The following is a 19,055-nucleotide window of genomic DNA, read 5'->3' as shown; positions in this document are numbered from 1 at the left end:
TGCCGAATCAGCGTCGGTGACACCGGCTGCCAGCGCACCGTGCCGCCATTCTCCCGCAGAGAGATCAGGCATTGCTCCCGATCCAGATCCTCCGGCCGTAACGCCAGCGCCCCGCCCGCCGGCAGGCGGTCTCCGTGTGCAGGCGCAGCAAGCAGTGGAGTTCCGGATCGTCACCTGAGGTCGCGGCCACCTCGTTGATCTCCGCCAGGCGCGCATCCGCGATCGCCGACCGGGCGCTCGGCAACCGCCGTGGCTTTGCGACCTTCGCCGCCGGGTCATCGGCCGCGGTCAGATGCCCGTCCGCGACCGCCCGCCGATACAGGCACCGCAACGCCGCCACCAGCGACTCGACCGCGCCCTGACCACCGCGGCCGTTGCGCCGGCGTACCACCTGCCGCTTGATGTCCTCGATCAGCTTCTCGATCTCCGACGGGCTCGGCTCGTCGATGCGCCGCTCCACCCAGTCCTGCAACAGATCCGCCGGCGAGACCCCCATCCGGTCCAGCATCAACCGGACCGCCTCGACCTCCGCCCGGCCGGCCCGCGGTCAAGACACCTCACCGCCGAACGCCACCTCATGTACCGGGGCAACCATCGCATCCAGCACCACCGGCGGATGAACGATCAGCCGCGCCACGGACGGGTTCGCGACCAGCAAGACACGATCGCCCTTCCGGAGCCGCACCCACCGCCGCGCTGAAGACGGCAACATCAGATGCCCGGCAGCGGTGATCCCGAAGACACCACCCGGATCCACCGACACGACCAGCAGGCCACCGGACTCCCAGATGCCCAGCCGCGTGCCCGGCACCCACCCGAGCACCGCCAACAGCGCACGATCGGAAATCCGACCATTGGCGCCCAGGGTGCAGAGGCCATACACCGCATCGCGCTCACGAACGAGCGGAAACGACGCCAACGGCAGCGGATTCCGCCGCAGTTCGCGCCGGCCCGATGGAGAAGCCGAGGACGGAATGACCGGCAACACGAGGCCGCTCATGACAAACACCCCCGGGCCGTAACGGCAACCGAGGGTGACTTTGATCTTCTGGGCGGGGGTTCAAGTACACATGAACCCTGCGCCCGCATTTGGTGCACAAGTGCTGTGAAACTGTGTCCGAGGATCGACTTGAGCTGCTGACACACTCTCCAGTTCTCGGAGTGTGGTCAACGTGGATTGACCTGGTGGACGCTGGTCGATGATCCAGGCAAGTTCTGCGGCGGCGTCAGCACCGCTACGCTGATGCTCGCGACGCGCCTTGTGAGCGGTACGCAGGAGTTTGAGAATGCTCACCGACCACGAGTGGTCGGCGCTGGTCACCCGGTCCACGAGGTACGTCTCATCCGTCAAGTTGAAATCCTCGCCGACCGCGGGCAGTCGGCGCTGGTGCTCGGTCTCCAGGTCCATACAGTCGGCGGGCCGCAGGTTGAGATCCTCGCCGACCGCGAGCGGTCGGCGCGGGGCTTTCTGAGCTGCGGAAACCGCAAGACCTTCGATTACAGAGGGGCGCTACTACCCAATGCTGACCGATTTGTACGTCTTTCTGGCCAGGAATCTCAAGCCAATACAGGTCGCGCTTCCGGTCCTTGATCGTTAGCTCGGTCCGCACCCAAGTGTAAAGGACCTTCAGCTACTCCCGGAGCTGCCGACCCGCACCCCGCTACGACGCGATCAGGTGTCCTACCAAAGCCTCACCGGGGCTGTTCCCCTTGGTAAGGGAAGGGTGGTGGGCGAGCTGTTGCATTCGATCGTCCGTCATGTCGCCGGTGATCTCGCTCGCGTCCACGTCGACGACCAGAGCGCTTGTTCCTCGGGTGATAGACGTGCCGCCCGGTGCGGCATTGACCTCGACCGCGCCGGTGGCCACCAGTACAACCGACCGCGTTCTTATCATGCTGACCGCCGGCCTTCGCCGCACCGTTCGCCTGCACGAACTGGGTAGTTCATCGAATACGTCTGTCGTAAAGGGACAGGCGCCGCCACCCGAGGTCCAGGCCCAGATAGAGACAGCGCCATGGCGGAAGCGGTCAAACGCGAAAGTCCGTACCAGAAGAGTTCGATGCCCACCGCTTGTCAGCCGACTACGAATATCGCGACTGCGGCGAGGAGGCTTCCTCCTCCTCGCCAGTCATCTTGGCCGTCCGGCGGCTTGTTCGGGCTCGAACCGTCGCGTATGAAAAGTTACCGTGGGTAGTCCAGGCAGGGGGCATGGGTTGGCAACGGAGGAAATGTCCCTGAAGGAGTCCGTGCGAGCGGCCGTCGAACAGGGACACGAGGAACTGACCCGGTTGGACAGCCAGATCGGCAGGCTGACCGAGTCGTTCACCGATGGGCCTCTGAACACTGAGGCCGCTCCGGAACCGATGAGACAGCTGGGCGACTTCACTCACCGGTTTCCGGCTGACCTGCGTACACACCTGGACCGGGAGCGCGAGTCCCTCGGGACGTTCAACATCGTGTTCTTCGGGCGCAGCGGTGTCGGCAAGAGCACTCTGCTGTCCGCGGTCGGGCGGCTCGACGGGGGACATGTCTCTCGGTGGGCGGCCAGCGACTGGACCACCGACGTCACCTTCATCGACTGGCGGGGCTGTCGGCTGTTCGATGTACCCGGGATCAACGGTTGGGGACGCACCGAGAGCCGGCAGGACCTGGAGGCGAAGGCCTGCAAGGCCGTCGCGATCGCAGACATCGTGCTGCTCTGCTTCGACACCCAGAATCAGCAGGCACTGGAGTTCGAGAAGATCGCCGCGTGGATCCGCGGTCACGGCAAACCGGTGGTGGCCGTCCTCAACGTCCGCAACGATCGGTGGCGGCATCCGGCCATGGCCCCGGAGCGGGTCCGCCGGAACCTGTCCGAGCAGGTTCGCCAGCATGCCGACAACATCGGCGCCCAGCTCGCCCTGATCGGGCTGGCCGGCACCCCGGTCGTCGCGATTCAGAGCCGGCGGGCACTGTTCGCCCGCGCCGCTACGCCGTTCCGGGGGCTCAGCCCGGACGGCTTCCGTGCCGAACGAGACCAGTTCGGCACGGATTACCTGGAGCAGTGGTCGAACATCGGCACGCTGGAACGCCTGATCGTTGCCGCGATCACCGAGGGCGCCGCCGACCTGCGGCTGGCCGCAGTCCGCGAGGATATCCGATCCCGATGCCGGCGCGCGATCGGTGAACTGGCCGCCCTGGCGGACGAGATCGAGCAGCAGGCACAGGCCCATGAAAGGGAAGCCGAGTCGCTTCTCGCCGTGCTCGGCTATCCCGATGAGGCCGAACGCGCCGCTTGGCTGCATGATCCGGTGCTCGGCGCGGATCTGGTGAGTTTGTCCGAGGAGGCACGCGGGGTGCCGTACACCTCGCCTGCGCTGGGTGCACTGGAGCGTCACGCTCGCCACCTGGCCGCCTCACACCTGGCGAAGTGCCGTCGGGATGCGAAGGCCGGCGTGGACGAGCTGATCAGCAGGGCCTCCGCCGCGCGGATCGTGATCGACGAGGAGGAGTTCGTCGAGGCGGCCTACGACCAGGAGACGATCTCGGCCGCACTCGATGCGGTCTGGACGGATTGCGCGGCGTTTCTGGGGCGTCAGCTGGACGTCGAGGTGACCCTGACACCGCTCGATAGCGAAACGGCGCAACAGCACGCCGCACGGATCCGCGGCGGTGAGGGCGGCGGCTTCGCCGGTGAGGTGTTCCGCGGCACCGGTATCGCGCTGGGCGCCGGCGCTGTCGCAGTGCCGGCGGTAGCGCTGGCCATCTTCTCCAACCCGATCGGCTGGGTGGTCGGCCTGACCGCGGTCGGTGTCGGTATCGCCGGGCAGATCCAGCAGCATGTGGGCAAGAAGATGACCGACAGGAAGGCGGAGGCGGCCCGCGAGGCGATGGCTGAGGCCATCGCCGACTGTCACGATGCGGTGGACCGTACCTTCGCAGCCTACGAGAACACCCTGGTCCGCGATAGCCGCACCACGGCCTGGACCCTGCTGGGCAGCACGGCCGCCGACACGCTGCGCGCCGCGATCACACTGCGCGCGGCGCGGGATCGAGCCGGGCGGCTGATTGACAGCCTCCGAGCCTGCACCGAGGCGATCGATCCGGCGCCGGCGGCAACCGATGTGCTGATGCGTGCGCAGCACCGGATCGCGGAGCTGCCGGCCGAGACGGTACGGGTGCTGCTCGGCGAGGACTGGCTCTCGTCCGAGGCCGAGATGCGTGCGGCACCGATCGATGCGTCCGCGGGCCAGCTGTATGCCGATCGGGCCGAGCAGGATCGCAGCCGATTGGCGCATGCTGTGGACGCGGCATTCACCAGTCCGTCCCTGGCGGACATCCAGGCATGGCGCGCTGATCTGGAGACTGCTGCCCGGTCCGACTCGGCGCTCTTCGACATCGTACGGACGATGTGGCGCGTCGCCGGGCAGCGGCCAGCATTCGTGGTGCTCGGCGACTACAACTCCGGCAAGTCGTCGCTGCTGCGCCGGATCGTGGTGGACAGCGGCCGCTCGGGACGGGCGGTGTTCGACATCCGGGCGGCGCCGGCGGCCACCGCGGCGACTCGCTACCCGATGGGCCGGTTCGACCTGGTGGACACGCCAGGTCTGCAAAGCGGCAACGCCGCGCATGACACCGCCGCGGGCGAGGCGGTCGTCGAGGCCGCCCTGGTGTTCGTCGTGATGCACATCAACGTGCTGGTCGGCGACACCGCGCTGTTGCAGGAACTGGTCTCCGCGAAGGGCCGGCGGACGGTGTTCCTGATCAACCGATGCGACGAGCTGGGCGTAGACCCGCTGACCGTACCGGCGGACTACCTCAACCTGCAGGACCGCAAACGGGCCGAGCTACGGGCCGCGTTCGCCTCCGGGGGCCTCGACGTCGACGCCGACCGTGTGCACTGTCTGTCGGGGGACCCGTTCGGCCTGGTCGGCGACGAGCAGGAGGCAACGATCACCGACTTCGAGGAGCACCGGCTCTGGGACGGCATGGCCGCACTGACCGGCGCCCTGGCCGGACTCTCTGACGACCAACTGGCGGCCGCGTCGGCCACGGCCTCCTTCGACACCGCGCTCACCGGCCTGCGACGCCACCAGCGGGAATTACAACGTACGCGGTCCGGCGACACCGACGAGCTGAACCGCTGCAAGCCGGTGATCGCCGCGCTGCAGGCCGCGATGAAAGACGCCGTTTACCTGGAGAACTCGCTGCGGGAGGACGCCCGCAGGATGGTCAACCGGCACGTGGTCGCGACGAAGTCCACGATCGCGCGGCTCGACCGCAAAGAGGGCCGGAAGCTGGCCGAGTTGGCCGAGTCCTGGTGGAAGGCACCGACGGTGGAGGGCGACCTGCAACGGCTCCTCTACGAGGCGGGCGTCAAGCTCGACGAGTGGCACAGCGACCACATGTCGGCGATCGGACGAGAGATGGCCGCCGCCCAGTTCACGGTGTCGCCCGAGCTCGCGACCGAGTTCGAGAGCCCGGCCGAAGCCTGGCACGACGGCGTGGTCGCTGCCACCGGCAAGGTCAGCGGCGCGGCCGCGGCGCTGACCAAGGCTCTAGCGAACCGCGATGCGGTCTACAACATCGGCAAGTTCTTCAACGTCACGTTCAAGCCGTGGGGCGCGGTGAACGGCAGTCTCAAAGTTGCCAAGGCCGGATACGTACTCGGCGCGGTCGGCGTCGTGATGGACACCGCGGCAATGGCCATCGACAGCCGCAAGGCCGAAGAGCACCACCGACTGCAGGAGTCGGCGTTGCAACACATCGACGAGGCGGCCGCCCGGCTGGTCGACCAGATCCTGAGCCAGGGGCCGGCCGGACACCTCGAGCAGTGGACCGCGCAGCTGGCAGACATGCTCGACGAGCAACTGGACCGCGCTGCGGCGGCCAAGGAGCGAATCGACGAGACGACCGTACGGGCCGAGGTCGTAGCGGCCCTGATCGCAGCCGCGAACGATCTGACCGGAACATCCGAGGGGAACGAATGACAGAGGTCGACATTGCGGCAGTGCAGGACTGGCTGGGCCGGCTGCCCGGCGGCTCCCTGGCGGAGCGCTACGCCGACGACTGGGACGCGTTCGCTGAGCCGGACCGGCCGGTCGTGACCCTGTTCGGCTCCTACGACACCGGCAAGAGCTCGCTGCTGCGCCGGCTGCTCGTCGACGCAGGCCAGGAGATCCCCGGCTGGTTGACGATCAGCGCCCGGCACGAGACCTTCGAGGTCAACGATGCGGAGATCGGCGGATGCCTGGTCCGGGACACACCGGGGTTCACCGCCGTCGCCACCGATCTGCGGGCGCGGAACAACACCCGCCGTGCGCTGGCGGCGATCCGGCTCACCGACATCGCGGTCGTGGTGATGACTTCGCAGCTGGCCACCGCGGAGCGTGACCTACTCGAGGAGGTTCTCGCGCAGGGCTGGCCGGCCGCAACCATGTGGTTCGTCATCTCCCGCTTTGACGAGGCCGGGGTCAACCCGGAGTACGACCTTGCCGAGTACCGCGAGCTGAGCGAGCACAAGGTGAACGAGCTGAGAACGATATTCGCCCTCGACGAGCAGACGCGAGTCTTCGTGGTGGCGCCGGACCCGTTCCAGACCGGCGGTCCGGACACCGATCTGGTCCCGGAGACCTGGGACGAGTTCCGGTCCTGGGACGGTATGAGCGCGCTTGCCGATGCCCTTGACACCGCCTCACCGTCGGCGCTGACACAGTGGCGTGCCGCAGCCGGTCACCGGTATTGGACCTGGGCGCTCGATGAGACCCTGTCCGAGCTGCGTGAACAGCTGTCCGAGTACGCCACGCAGGCGCGGGTTGCCGCACGTGGCGTGGAGAAGCGCGACGCGTGGGAGAGCGAGCTCGACGCGCTCGACCGGGCCGCCCAGGCAGGTCTCGACGGTCTGGTCGACGACGTGCTGCGGCGCTCGTTCGCGCCCGGCACCGGTACCGCCGCGGTGGAGGCCGAGATCGAGCGGGCGCTGGCCGAATGGTTCGCCAAGCACGACCTCCGCCTGCAACGGCTACTACAATCGATCCGCAAGAGCAAGGAGCGCGAGCGCGCCCAGCCGACCTGGGCCGGCTTCGCATCGCTGGTCGCCACCCTGGAGTTGGAGCCGGCCTCGGTTCGGGGATCGGGCGCAGCCGGACACGTCGAAACGATCGGCGGCATGGCGGTCGGCGTGCTTAAGGCGTTTACCAGCGCCGCCGAGAAGGATACGAAGGCGGCCAAGAAGGTCGCGGCGACACTGTCCGCAAGAGCAGCACAAAAGCTGGGCCGGCACGTCGGCACCGTCGAGGCGGCGCTACCGCTGGCTGTCTACCTGACCGGGCTGGCCGGCGACTGGTGGACCGATCGCGGTCAGCGCAACCAGGACCGGGAGGCGGCCGAGAAGCAGCAGCAGGTGGTCGCCGACTTCACCCGTCGAGCCCAGGAAACCTGGCAGCCGTACGTCGACGAAGTGCGCTCCGAGATCGTCGCGCAGACCGCGGACCAGGTCGCCCTGGACCAGAGCCTGCGCCAGCTGGTCGAGCAGCTGCATGAGGCAGTTGCAGAGGGGGAACGGATCATCCGTCGTTAGGCCGGGTTTTAGAGGTTTGGGTCGATGCCCGGTGTCAGTGCAGGGTTGGCCGCCTTCCGACATAATCCGGCGTATCCGTCCTGTCCCAGACCTCGTCAACGAATGCGAGCAAGGTTGCGGCATCGACACGGGCGATCGATGGAAGGATGCCGGGCCACGGGCCGACCGCCAACGCCTCGATCAGCAGATCAGCGGCTTGCCGCGGTTCGAGAACGTCCGCCAGGCAGGTCAGCGCCGCAGCCTGGCGGTCCGGGTCGATTATCGACCGTGCGACGGCGGCAGCGCGGTCGTGCTGGTGAGCGGCGGTGAGCGCTGCGGCCAGGGTCGACAGCGCCTCCGCGCGGTCGTTCGGTATGACGATGCCCCCTATGAGAGCTTCGGCCTGATCGAGGCGCTCCGCGGCGATGGCGACGCCGAGCAGCTCGATCAACGCCACCGAACGAAGATCAGGATTGTCAATCGAGCGTGTGTACGTCTGGGCCTGCGCGATGACGTCGTCCATCTGATCGTGTCGGCCGAGTCGGGCGGCTGACATCGCCAGGCTGGTCGACGTGGCCGCACGCTCGTACGGGTCGTTGGTGAGGTGCGCGGTCGTCCTTGCCTCGGTAGCGAGCCGGGCGCTCATCGCGTGCTGGCCACACGCTGCGGCCTCTGCTGCCAGTCCGGCGACGGCTGCCGGGTAACGGTCCTGATCGGTGATCGACAGGACCATCGCCTCGGCCTGATCGAATGAGCCGAGCACCATGGCGGTCCTTGCCAGCCGTTCCGCCGCCCTCGCCTGGTCATAAGGGTCTGTCTCGGCCTGTGCTAGTTCCGTGGCGCGGTCGATGAGGCTCGCAGGTGTGGCGTGCACCCCGCCGGCGGCGGTGACCTCCGCGAGTCTCACCAATGCCCATAGCTGCCCGTACGACCCAAGGACGCCACCGGCGGAGGCCTCCGCAGTTTCGGCCAGCTGGCCGGCCCGATCGTCTCGCACGGCGAGGGCTGTCTTCACCAGAACAATCAGCCTCTCGAAGGTCGCCTCAGCGTCCCCGGCCCCCGCATGGGCATCAGCCGCAGCCTTGGCGATCAGCCTCGCTGTCGTGCCAACGTCGCCGTCCGTGTCGGCTGCCTCTGCAAGGCCGGCAAGAGTGCGGATCCGCTTATCGCGGTTGGTGATGGCATCCGCGATCGCCTCGGCCTGCGCGTACCTGGCGAGGGCGGCGACCGCCGCCGCGACGCCCGTCGCTGCCACCGCGTCTCTCCTCTGGCGGCGCACGGAACGAGCGAGTATTTCCGCTTCCGTGGCATAGGCGGCGGCTTGTTCCAGATGTCCTGCACCAACAGCAGCCTGCGCCATCCTGGCCAGCGCGAGAGCGTGCCAGCCTGGGTCGCTGATAGCCCCCGCGATTCTCTCCCCCGTGTCCCAGTCGCCGGATGCTGCTGTCATCGTCGTCAGCCGGACGAGCGCCCTGTTCTGGTGCGACGGATCAGCGATGGCACGAACGAGCACCTCGGCGCGGGTGATTCCGTCGATGAGGGCCACCGCTTCTGACACCGCGGCGAGCGCGGGCGATTGGAACGGCGGGAAGTCGATGGCACGCGCCTGGGTTTCAGCCTGACCGATCAGCTCTGCGGCTCTGTCCCGGTCTCCTGCGCGCAGGAAGGTCAGCGCCAGCTCGGTCAGCAGAGTCGCCCGCTGTACGGGTTGCAGCGACTGAATCCTCGCCTCGACGCGGACGGCAAGGTCAATCACACGCTGCCAGTACCCGGCGACCGCGGCCTCGCCCAGCAAGCCGATCAGGCCGGACAGACTCTGCGGGACATTGGCGGTATCGAGACCAGCACGGACGTCCTCGGCGCGAACGAGAAGCACACCTGCCCGGTCATGGCGGCCTGTTTCTGTCGCCATGACCGCCAGACGACCGAGCGTTTTCGCCTTCCAGAGCGTACCTGGCTGCGGGTTGATGAGGCTCTCGGCCTGCATGGCGCACGCCGCGGCCCGGTCGTAGCGGCCGGCGGCCACGCCTATTCGTGCCAGCCTCATCCAGGCCTGTGCCCGGCTGATGGGATCCCCGAGGTCACCGACGATCCGTCCTGCCCGGTCATGGTGCCCCGCGGCCTCGACAATCATTGCCACATCGGTCAGCGCCAACGCGCGCCGGTCCACGTCGGCGACGGTACGGGCGATCCGCTCGGCTCCGTCGTAGTCGCCGGCGACCACGGTCGTGACAGCAAGTCTGGTTAGCGTGTCCGATTGCCTGTCCAGATCGGTGATGTGGTCTGCGACGGCGACGGCCTCGGCGACCAGGTCTGCCGTCGCGGGTCCACCGCCGCCCGCGACGGCTACGTCGGCCAACCTGCTGAGTGCGTAAGCCCGCTGGACAGGGTCGGTAAGGGAGCGCGCAAGCGCGCCAGCCCGCTGGTGCTGACCGAGCGCGGCCCAGACCGCGGGAAGCAGGTCGGGTACGTCAGCGTTTCGGCCTGCCAGTCCGTCACGGTGCCAGGCCAGGCGGAGCGCGGTGAGCAGGTCGGGGTCTGGCCGCCGGCATAGCAGCGCATGGGCGGCGGCGTTCTCGGCGAGAGCGACAGCGTCCCCTCCGGTAACGGCCAGCAGACGGTCATGACGTGCCGGATCGGTGGCAAGGTCGGCCAGTCGGGGCAGATCACCGCGTTCGCGCAGCAGGCTCGGGTAGCCGTGCAGAAGGTAGGTGGGCGTTTCCGGCGGCCAGCCACGTTGCTGGAAGCCGGATGCCCAGTCGTGGATCCGGCCCCGGAACACGGCGAGGATGTCGGCCCCGAGCCGCTCGACGGCCTTCACCTGCAGAGTTTCGTGGGTGAACAAAAATACCTGTTCGGTGTCAGGCCGCCCGCCACGGCGGGCGATCGTGCGTCCGGTCATGCCGCGCAGCAGCGCGTCAAGCGCGAACGGGGCCTGGCCGGTCAGTTGCCGGAGGTCCCGGCTGCTCAGTCCGCCACCACTCGCCGCGACCAGGCCGAGGACCTCGTATCCCAGTCCGTCGTGGCGGGCCCGCTCCGTCGACAGGATCTCGTCGATCTCCGCTTCGGCCAGCTCGACGATCCGCCGGGCGTGCGGCGAAGTATCAAGAGTTCTGACCCTGCAGGAACGAAGCGGATGATCGTGATCGACATCGACCGGCATCGGCGGGTCGGGCCGGGCGGCCACGAGTACCTGAAGGCCTCGAGGTGGGCGCTTCGGTAGGCACGAGGCGATGCTCGGCAGCCCGGATCCCGGTGCTCCTCCGCAGTCCTCGTCCGCACCGTCGACCAGCAGCACCAGTCTGTGACCCTTCCTGACCGCCAGCAGCGCCGCCTTCTCCAGGAGACGGTGAAATGCCCCCTCGCGCGCTACCGGAGCGGCCGACGACGGCGAGGGCTCGCCGGTGAGGGCGGCCAGCTGGTCGAGCAGAGCGTCGATGAAGGCGGTGTTGTCAGCCTGACCAGCGTGGCGGGCGGTGACGAAGAACGACAGCATCCACACCCCCGGCGGGGGATGCAGCACCAGCCAGGACATCAGACCCGACTTGCCCGCTCGGGGACCGGCTTGCCAGCGCACGTAGGTCTCATCCGCGTGCGTGCACCACCTGGCCAGCTCACGAAGCTCGACCTCCCTGCTCACCAACGTCAGGGGCGCCAGCTGGCTGATCCGTCCCGTGTAGCCGCACCGCAGCCACCAGTCCGGTGTCTCCGGCCGCGCGGCCCGGTCGGCAGCGGCACGGGCCAGCGCGAAGAGACGCATTCCCCGATCGACCTCCCCGGCCACCGCACCGAGCGCCTCGAGCAGGCCTGCCGCTTGACGCTCATCGGCAGGGAGCGCCTCACCGCGGAGGATCTCGCCGACCCGGCCGGGACTCGTCCACGTGCGGGGCGAGAGCTTACGAAGGCTGGGCAGGCCGTTGGCCCGGTGAAGCCGATCGCAGAAGATCAGCCAATCCCGCCAGGGCCCGGGGCCGGGCCACCGCTGCTGGTTGATCGGCCTGCCGCGCCCGCTACGGCTCGGGCTCATCCACACACCTTCCGCATGGTCTCCGATGTGTACGCCACTGTGCGCCAAGTGTGTCCCACCGGATGAGCATTCGGCAGCTCAGCCTCGCGCGGCCGGCACCGGCAGTCACAGCGAACACGGCGACACGGAACGGTCAGCCCGCTTGGCCGCACCGTCGAAGGCGCAACAGAACATCTCGCCCAGCCAGAAGGGACGTCCCGCTGTGGAAATCTGGACCGCTGCCATAGGCGGCCTCACCGCGCTTACAGGCCTGATAGCCGCGGCTATCAATCTAATCGCCGTGACCCGGCAGCTCAGACGCACCGGCCGCGCCTCCGCGACCAGCTGCGACACCCCGACCCATGCACCAACCCCTGGTCCACCATCCGGCACCGTCGAGTGACGCGACCAACACTTCGGCGGGCGGCCCCGCTGCCAGCCTGGCGAGTTCATCCACGCAGGCGCCATCCGTTCCATTGTTTCGGCTCACGATGGCCGGAGAGCACGGATCCTGGAGCAGGCGACCAACTTCCCCAGAGCGCAGCCGTTCCCGCCCGTTCGCTTACCTCCGGCCGACAAGCACGCACGTGCACATGAAGGGGCCGCATCGCTGGCACAACAAAATGAATTGACGCATCTTTATATAATTGCATCCATGCCTACGAACACATCCCACGACACGGGGTTGCGCCACTTCGAGGAAGATGCCGTTCGCCGGCCTCATATCGCCTTGCGCACGCTGTCCGAATGGGCAGGTCAAGTGTGGTACGAGAACAGATACGTCGAGCGGTACGGCGCCCCGGAGGCGGCTACGCACGAGAGCACAGTGGCGCGCGAGCGACTTCTCGCGGTCATCCGCGCCAGGCTCCCTCATCTCGACTCCAGCAGCGGAAACGGGCACTCATGCGACTGTCGCTACCTGAAGATCGCCCTGGGAGCGTTCGATCGGGAGCGTCTTGCTGAAACACGACGGCGTTACTTGACGGCCACCGCAACGATTGCAAGCGGCACGCTCGCATTCCTAATGCTGGTTCTGGCTTTCTGGTACCTGAATAGAGCATCGACACTGACGTCGGACCGCGCCTTCGGATTCACGGCCGGCATCTCTGGCGGCCTTGTCGTCGGCACGATTCAAATGGTCGTTACGATCACCACTCTCCTTACGGAGAGGATTGCCGAAGGCGTCGAGTGGCGATGGTTCCACCCGGATAGCGAGTGGCTTCTTGCCGGAAGTATCAACCCGCGGCACCGCCGCCGGATACGTCACGCCCACCTCCGGCGGGCCGCCGATGTCGTGCTTCGAGTTGAGTCGAATAGAGCAAGCAGCCGTTCAGCAGGTCACGGCTTCGGCACGCGACTTCGCTTCGCGTATGAAGCGTTCGCGCTCGGTCCACGGCGACCGTAAGGCGTCGACGGACTTCAGGCACGGTGCTGCTTCGCCTCCCCGACAGACCCCTCTTCGGGAGTGCACACCGGTGTTGCCGGGCCGACCACCGGAGCGCCGGCCTACGTTCACCATGTCACGGCCACGGCCCACTATGGGCGTTCATCTCGGTCCTCCCCGTACCCTCGGCCCTCCTCGCGTGTGGGCGATCCTCGAGTATGCGCTGGGGGTGGACCTGTTGCCGGTGACGACGGCGACCAGGACGTAACGATCGACAGTGCTGCCGGCCGGGCGGTGTCTGGTAACCCAGGCACACTCGTCCAGGTGACGCACTCCGTCCGGGTGCGCGGTGAGGTCGAGTACGAGCAGCATGCCGAGCTGGGCGCTGGTCCCCGAATAGTCTGCTGCCTGTGCGAGATACGAGCGTTCGAGAGCCTCGCTGAAGCCGTCCTGCAACTCTCGCTTCACCTCGATGAAGAACCGTGACGCCCCGAAGCCGACCTTGATGTCCGCCCGCCCGGTCGCGACGTTCGGCACCTCGACATCGATCCGGCCGACGAGCGGGCCTCGCCGGAGCCAATCCGCGAAGTCGTCCTGTAGACGGGCCTCCAGTGGCGGTGGGCTACTCGGATGCAGATAGTTCACCGCTGCGGAACGCTGTAGATCGTGTCTGGTCGCCAGGAACATGACCGTCTCCTCGACGAGGGCATCGAAGGAGTGGCGGAGCGTGCCCGCGTAGGCGCGGCACGGCTGCAGGTCGGCGGTGATCCGGTCGATGATTCGTGCCGTGACGGGCTCGCGGAGGGCTGCACGCCGGACGGCGGAGTTGTAGGCGATTCCCTCTACCAGCCGGAGGCGGTCGTCGTCGAGCAGCTTGGCGATGCTTGCCGCATCGGCAGCGCCGAGCTCTGTAAGGAGAGTCGGCGCCAGGCCGAGCAACCGCACGCGTTCGCTCTCGTCCGCCAGATACTCGCCCGGTTGAGACCCGTCTGCCAACTGGTCGAGGTTTCCGAGTAGCAGACTGTGTCGTCCGCCTGGCTCCGTCTGGGTAGCGACGATCCGAAGCTGGGCCAGGAGCGTCTCTCTCCTGCCAAGCGATGACTCGATGGCCGGCCGGATCAGATGTGCGAAGCCGTGTTCGTCCAGGGCACCGGGAATGGGAACGACGCTGCGCTCGAGAAGGTACGCGTCAAGGATGGCGTCCAGGGCCGGCCAGGCATTGTCCCACACCGGTTGGGTGCTCTCGTAAGCGGCGCGGTCGAGGATGGCGACGAGGCGCGCCCAGGCACACGCCGCCTCCATGCGTGGTCGGCGCCAGGCCGGAACGTGGCTGCGTCGTAGTCCCGCCGACCAGGCCCCGAGCGCGGTGGAGACGGTGCCCCGGGCAGTACGCAGGCTCCCTATGTCGCCGCGGAAGAAGGCCATCACGGCATCCACACCGGCCCCGTAGAGTGCCGCGTCGAACCGCCCTTCCTCGGCTGCGGCGGCATGCGCGAACTGCTTCCGAGCCGCCACCAGGGATGGGAGCGGGTTAGGATCCGCACTTGCTATCTGCCGCAGCCGGTCGATACCGGACTCGTAGGCCGCGTCTGCTGCGGCTACCGGTATGCAGAGCAGGTTCGACAGCGTTTCGCGGAGAGCTTCTCCGACGGACGGCTCCAACCCCCATCGATCGAGGGCTGCCCCGATGAGTCTCGGCAGCCGCTCTGCGTAGTCCGGGTCGAGAGCGTCGACATCGCTCGGTGTCAGAGCGACAAGAGTCCGCAGGGGGTTGCCGGTACCGCCGATGGCGAGGCGCAAGGCACCCTCCGCGAAGGATGATGCGACGATCGGCCGCGAGCAGAGTGCGGCGGCGTGCCCCGTCAGGAAACTGGCATGCAGCTGCGAACCGAATGCGGCTACGACCGAGTCCGAGCCGAGCAACTCATCGGTGGCATCGAGCAACGCGAGCAGGCTTGACTGCCGTTCGAGGCCTCTCAGGAGGGCTATGACGAGATCGTCGGGCGTGTCCTGTCGTACGACCGCGCGGCAGAGAAGGGCGGCGAGCGGTCCGGCCGCTGCTTGCTCCAGTTCCTTGGTGGAGTCGCCGGTGACCGCTGACAGTAGATTGGTGAGCGGCATGCGGTCGGCGGCGGCCAGCAGGTGATCCAAGCTTCCCGGCGTCACCACAGAGGCTCTCCCGGGCCGGGCGGGGTGATGATCGTCGAGCGCTTCAGCGTACGTCGGACCAGGTTTTCGTCGGCGGTGGTCACAAGCAGTTGCAGGTCTGGCGTGTCGTGACACAACTGCTCCAACGCAGCCAGTAGCGCTGCCGCGTTGTCGTCCTGCACTTCCTCCGAGCGAGGACTGTCGATCAGCAGGAGCCCGGGATGCGTGGCGACGCCGTGCCGATGTCCCCTCCGCAGCAGCGCTACCACGACAGCGATGCGCAATCTCAGCCGCTCGCCCGGCGACTGGGTGCCGAACCACTCTCGCGGGCCGCCCGTCTTGTAGACCTGAAGTCTGCCCGCTCGGTCCGCAACGACTCGGTCGAGGTTTCGGAATCCGAAGGCGCGTGCGAGTTCGGCGATATCCGCGTTGAGTTCGAGGAAGAGTGCTTCGCTGGCGGTCGTCTGCTCGTCTGTCAGGACTGCTATGGCCGCATCGAGAACCGCACGGACGTCGTCCGCGCGTCGTCCGGTGCCCGTCGTCAGCGACTCCCAGGCTCCTACGGCGCCCTCCAGACGAGCTACTCGACGTACCAGGTCGTGTCGTCTCTCCTCGGCATCGGCCGACCGCGCTAGATCAAGTTCTCGCTCGGCTGCCGACAACGCCTGGCGGCGATCGGTTGCGTACAAGACGGCGTCGTCGAGGTGCTTGCGGGCCATCTCCTCGGCTGCCCGACTCGCGGCCAGTCGCCATCCCGCTTCCACCTCGGCGGCCTTCGCACGATCATGATCTTCTGGACCGTGTTCATGCGGTTCGGTACACACAGCACAGATGTCATGAAGGCGTTCGGCTGCCCGCCGTTCCGGTCTGATGGGCCGCTCGCATCGTGGGCACACCTGCGGATCGAGTGCGTGGAAGAGGCTCCGGGCGGCCTGGTCTTCTCGTAGGTCGTTGAGTCGGCGCTCGTCGGTCTGCCGCTGCCAGCGCAGCAAGCCGAAGGTCTCGCGGGCTTCTCGAAGACTTGCTTCTGCAGCGACAGCGCCGGCAGCCCGGTCTGAGACGGAGGCCACCCGCACAGCGATCGTGGAAGATCCGGCGAGACTGGCAAGTTCCTGCCGGGCTGCCTCCAACTCTGCTGCGGCCTCATGCCGCTGCGCGGTCAGCAACGCGTGCATGCGGGCCGCGTCGGCGTCGGCGGCACGATCGGCATCGGCGATCTGATCGCGGGTCGCCTTCATCCGGGTCAGTAGGGCCGCACCCGGCAGGTCGAGGAAGACCTGTAGCAATCTTCCCGCCAGACCGGCGATGACCACATCGCCGAGCAGTGCGGGGTCTCCACCGGGCGGCAGGTAGAGCGCACCGAAGTAGGCCGGCCAGCCATGGCTGGCCTTTCCGGAGGCGGACCGGCTCGATCTGGATGCAAGCATTTCCAGGCCCAACAGTTCCATCATCAGCGGCTCAACCATCGAGGCGTAGGCTGCGGGGTCCGACGCACGGATGATCTCCACCGCTCCACGGCCGGCGAGACCGCCGGCATCCGCAGCTGACAGCACCCGCCCGTCGACCAACTGGCCGTCTTCGATACCAAGCCGGAAGCCGAGGGCCCGACCAGCCACCATCACGTCGCATTCAAGTCGGCTCAGCCAGCCCTTGACCACGCCTTGCAGGTTGCTGCGGGGCGACCCGCGCAAGCACCAGGTGATTAACTCGAGAAGACTCGTCTTGCCACGAAGGTTGTCGGCGGCGAGCACCGTGAGGCCAGGACCGAAGATGAACTCGCGGTCGAAAGAGCCGAACGGCTCGACCGATCGGGAGCCCACGACGCGCAGGCGTCGAAGTGCTACCGGGCGGGGAAGCGTCCCACCCAGTGCCGGAACGATTCCGCACTCCTGGAAGACTCGATCTACCGCGGGTAGCGGAACACCGGCTCGGACCGCCACCTGAGTGACGAAATCGGCCGTGTTCATGCCGCGGTGACCGGCTGACCGCCCCTGTGCTCCCGCAGGCGGGCCCGTACTCGCGGAGCGATGGTCGCGATGTGATCGCCGATGACGGTGTTGCGGTACTCGTCCTGCTGGTACTGCCGGTCCTTCAGGTGGGTGCCGCGGTAGCCGTCGCTGAACCGGGCGACGAGGCGTGTCCGATGTACGAAGTAGGCGAACACCGGGGCGTCCCGGACGATGCGGTCGGCCGTGTCGCGACCGGACCTCGTCAGGTAGTAGTCGTGTCTGCTGACCCGCCCGGCGCTGCCGCGCTTGCGGCGCACCACAAGGTTCCCGCTCCTCAGGATGGCGAGGGCGTCATCCAATGGTTCATATGCCCCGAAGAGGAACCTCATCATCGGGTACAGACGCACGTCCGGCTCGTCGGATTCCAGGATGTCCGCCGCCTGATCCAGGAGCATGGCGTCGCCGCCTCGCTCGTACTCCTCCAGTAGCTCGTTGGCCAGAAAGTCCGGGTTACGCACCCAGAAGTCGAGCTTCTGGAGCCGAACCTGACTCTCCAGCACCGCCACCGCATCATTGATCGCTGGATCGTCCGGTGGAGGATGATCCAGTGGTTCGGCCGCCGCAGCAATGATCAATAAGATCCTTACGGCGTCCTGCGCGCGGCTCGTAGCGCGAAAGTCCACGGCGCTGGTGGTGGGCACATGGCGAATTGTAGGAAAGTCCGCGACAGTTCGCTACACCCACACGCGATGCCCCAATTGTCACTCCCAGGGATGAGGCCTTAGCAGAAGCCCTTCGATTACTGTACTGTCGCCCGTGTTGATTTTTTGCGGCAGTAGCGGCAACGGGCGCACATCGCGCTCTTGAATTCTCTGTCCACCGGGTCGCAGAATCGAGGCACTCGCGACGTAAGGGACAGGGGTGTGTCGCTCGCCTGGACGGATCTTCCACTCGACCGGCCCGTCATCATCACCGGATCGAGTCCCGACAAGATCGTCATGTCAATCGAGTCCGCACCCGTCGGCGCCCCCGCGATCATCACTTATACAGCCGATCTCCCGACACGCCTCTGGCAGTTGATCGGGGACCTTCTCGTCCGCCTTGATCACACCGCACAAGAACTCTTTCCAGCCTGGCTGCCGGAAGCCGAGCTAATCGACGATCCAGCAGGTGCAGGCGTCGCCGCCGTTCGATCGATTGCGCTGCGTACCGCGCGGCGCAACAGTCAGCACGGCCCTGCCCTGGCCGACTTGGCCGAACGATCGCTCTGGCAGAGATACATGCCCAGTGGCGCTTCACCGCGACGGGGACCGAGACCACGCTTCAGCCCGGAGGTGCAGGCCAAGGTCCTGTCCTGGGCTATCGCGACCAGCTTCGGCCGGCCGAGTGCAGCGATTTTCGTTCGGATCGAGATGGAGCTGTCGGACATACAAGAGCAGGTGGTCGTCGAGGCCGCCCGATGGCTGACCGACTGCGGCGGCTTCGGCGTCTGGCTGACTGGCGAGGCACTACGCGCCACCGACGATCTCGGACGGGTCCCGTTCGATCCGCCGACCCCCGTTGCGATGCCTCGCGAAGAGACCTTCGACGACCTCCAGCCGCTGACCTACCCGGCCGTTGCCGGACGGCCGCACCCGGCGAGTCGCGCAGAGCAGTTGCTCGAGGCCGCCCTCAGTACCGCCGATTGGGCGGCCGGACGCGAATGGAACCAGACCCACCAGGTTCATCCGCTCACCAACCCGATCCGGCTCGACCTCCTCTGGCGCACAGAACGGTGCATCGTCGAGATCGACGGCGCGGAGCACCGGCAGGCCGAGCAGTTCGCCGCGGATCGCCAACGCGACGTGCTCATGCAACTCGCCGGATACGCCGTGCTGCGCTTCACCAACAATCAGGTGATCCGTCATCGCGAGTTGGTCATGGAGCAGATACATAGAGGCTTATTCAGCGGCCATCCGGTGAAAGTGGAGCCCAATTACGCAATCGATGGTTTCTTTGAACGTGCTCAGCGGCCTTCGATAGTCGGTGTG

At 67.2% G+C, this 19,055-nt stretch carries 12 protein-coding genes; 5 read left to right on the top strand and 7 right to left on the bottom strand.

Annotated elements, in window-relative coordinates:
* Positions 1–64 precede the first annotated feature (64 nt).
* Positions 65–496 carry a hypothetical protein gene (locus ACIA8K_RS38940; RefSeq protein ID WP_396068519.1) on the bottom strand — a complete coding sequence of 144 codons (432 nt, stop codon included), beginning with the start codon at positions 494–496 and terminating at the stop codon, positions 65–67.
* Between the two features lie 51 nt (positions 497–547).
* The gene (locus ACIA8K_RS38935) at positions 548–1,000 is read right to left on the bottom strand and encodes a hypothetical protein (RefSeq protein WP_396068518.1); all 453 of its coding nucleotides are present in this window, start codon (positions 998–1,000) and stop codon (positions 548–550) included.
* Positions 1,001–1,177: 177 nt separating this feature from the next.
* On the opposite strand from ACIA8K_RS38935, the gene ACIA8K_RS38930 reads away from it, so the two are divergent.
* Positions 1,178–1,591: a hypothetical protein gene (locus tag ACIA8K_RS38930; protein WP_396068517.1), complete on the top strand. Its 414-nt coding sequence runs from the start codon at positions 1,178–1,180 to the stop codon at positions 1,589–1,591.
* 70 nt (positions 1,592–1,661) lie between these two features.
* Here the strand turns inward: ACIA8K_RS38930 and ACIA8K_RS38925 are convergent, their stop codons facing one another.
* A complete protein-coding gene (locus ACIA8K_RS38925; RefSeq protein WP_396068516.1) occupies positions 1,662–1,868 on the bottom strand; it encodes a hypothetical protein in 207 nt (68 codons plus the stop codon).
* Positions 1,869–2,229: 361 nt separating this feature from the next.
* Here ACIA8K_RS38925 and ACIA8K_RS38920 point away from each other — a divergent pair, with 361 nt between their 5' ends.
* The gene (locus ACIA8K_RS38920) at positions 2,230–5,970 is read left to right on the top strand and encodes a GTPase (RefSeq protein ID WP_396068515.1); all 3,741 of its coding nucleotides are present in this window, start codon (positions 2,230–2,232) and stop codon (positions 5,968–5,970) included.
* Positions 5,967–7,559: a GTPase gene (locus ACIA8K_RS38915; protein ID WP_396068514.1), complete on the top strand. Its 1,593-nt coding sequence runs from the start codon at positions 5,967–5,969 to the stop codon at positions 7,557–7,559. Before ACIA8K_RS38920 ends, ACIA8K_RS38915 begins: the two co-directional genes overlap by 4 nt.
* A 34-nt stretch (positions 7,560–7,593) precedes the next feature.
* Here ACIA8K_RS38915 and ACIA8K_RS38910 read toward each other — a convergent pair whose 3' ends face one another.
* Positions 7,594–11,565: a hypothetical protein gene (locus ACIA8K_RS38910; RefSeq protein ID WP_396068513.1), complete on the bottom strand. Its 3,972-nt coding sequence runs from the start codon at positions 11,563–11,565 to the stop codon at positions 7,594–7,596.
* 634 nt (positions 11,566–12,199) lie between these two features.
* Between ACIA8K_RS38910 and ACIA8K_RS38905 the strand changes: the two genes are divergently transcribed.
* Positions 12,200–12,949: a hypothetical protein gene (locus tag ACIA8K_RS38905; RefSeq protein WP_396068512.1), complete on the top strand. Its 750-nt coding sequence runs from the start codon at positions 12,200–12,202 to the stop codon at positions 12,947–12,949.
* Between the two features lie 141 nt (positions 12,950–13,090).
* On the opposite strand, the gene ACIA8K_RS38900 is transcribed toward ACIA8K_RS38905, so the two are convergent.
* From ACIA8K_RS38900 to ACIA8K_RS38890, 3 genes are read right to left on the bottom strand one after another with little or no spacing between them, the layout of a single operon-like run.
* The gene (locus ACIA8K_RS38900; RefSeq protein ID WP_396068511.1) at positions 13,091–15,097 is read right to left on the bottom strand and encodes a hypothetical protein; all 2,007 of its coding nucleotides are present in this window, start codon (positions 15,095–15,097) and stop codon (positions 13,091–13,093) included.
* Positions 15,091–17,043 (bottom strand): hypothetical protein, encoded by a 1,953-nt coding sequence (locus tag ACIA8K_RS38895; protein WP_396068510.1) that lies wholly within the window; start codon positions 17,041–17,043, stop codon positions 15,091–15,093. Before ACIA8K_RS38895 ends, ACIA8K_RS38900 begins: the two co-directional genes overlap by 7 nt.
* A complete protein-coding gene (locus ACIA8K_RS38890) occupies positions 17,040–17,726 on the bottom strand; it encodes a hypothetical protein (protein ID WP_396068509.1) in 687 nt (228 codons plus the stop codon). Before ACIA8K_RS38890 ends, ACIA8K_RS38895 begins: the two co-directional genes overlap by 4 nt.
* Before the next feature lie 222 nt (positions 17,727–17,948).
* On the opposite strand from ACIA8K_RS38890, the gene ACIA8K_RS38885 reads away from it, so the two are divergent.
* Positions 17,949–19,055: endonuclease domain-containing protein (locus ACIA8K_RS38885; protein WP_396068508.1), on the top strand; the 1,107-nt coding region annotated here is incomplete at its 3' end.

The sequence above is a fragment of the Catenuloplanes sp. NPDC051500 genome (assembly GCF_044454585.1).
Classification (GTDB): Bacteria; Actinomycetota; Actinomycetes; order Mycobacteriales; family Micromonosporaceae; genus Catenuloplanes.
This window is presented reverse-complemented; position numbering and strand designations above follow the sequence as displayed.

Excerpts from the sequence above, each read along its gene's own strand:
- ACIA8K_RS38910 (WP_396068513.1), bottom strand. The coding sequence starts at position 11,565 with ATGAGCCCGAGCCGTAGCGGGCGCGGCAGGCCGATCAACCAGCAGCGG.
- ACIA8K_RS38940 (WP_396068519.1), bottom strand. The coding sequence starts at position 496 with ATGGGGGTCTCGCCGGCGGATCTGTTGCAGGACTGGGTGGAGCGGCGC.
- ACIA8K_RS38935 (WP_396068518.1), bottom strand. The coding sequence starts at position 1,000 with ATGAGCGGCCTCGTGTTGCCGGTCATTCCGTCCTCGGCTTCTCCATCG.
- ACIA8K_RS38905 (WP_396068512.1), top strand. The coding sequence starts at position 12,200 with ATGCCTACGAACACATCCCACGACACGGGGTTGCGCCACTTCGAGGAA.
- ACIA8K_RS38915 (WP_396068514.1), top strand. The coding sequence starts at position 5,967 with ATGACAGAGGTCGACATTGCGGCAGTGCAGGACTGGCTGGGCCGGCTG.
- ACIA8K_RS38920 (WP_396068515.1), top strand. The coding sequence starts at position 2,230 with ATGTCCCTGAAGGAGTCCGTGCGAGCGGCCGTCGAACAGGGACACGAG.
- ACIA8K_RS38895 (WP_396068510.1), bottom strand. The coding sequence starts at position 17,043 with ATGAACACGGCCGATTTCGTCACTCAGGTGGCGGTCCGAGCCGGTGTT.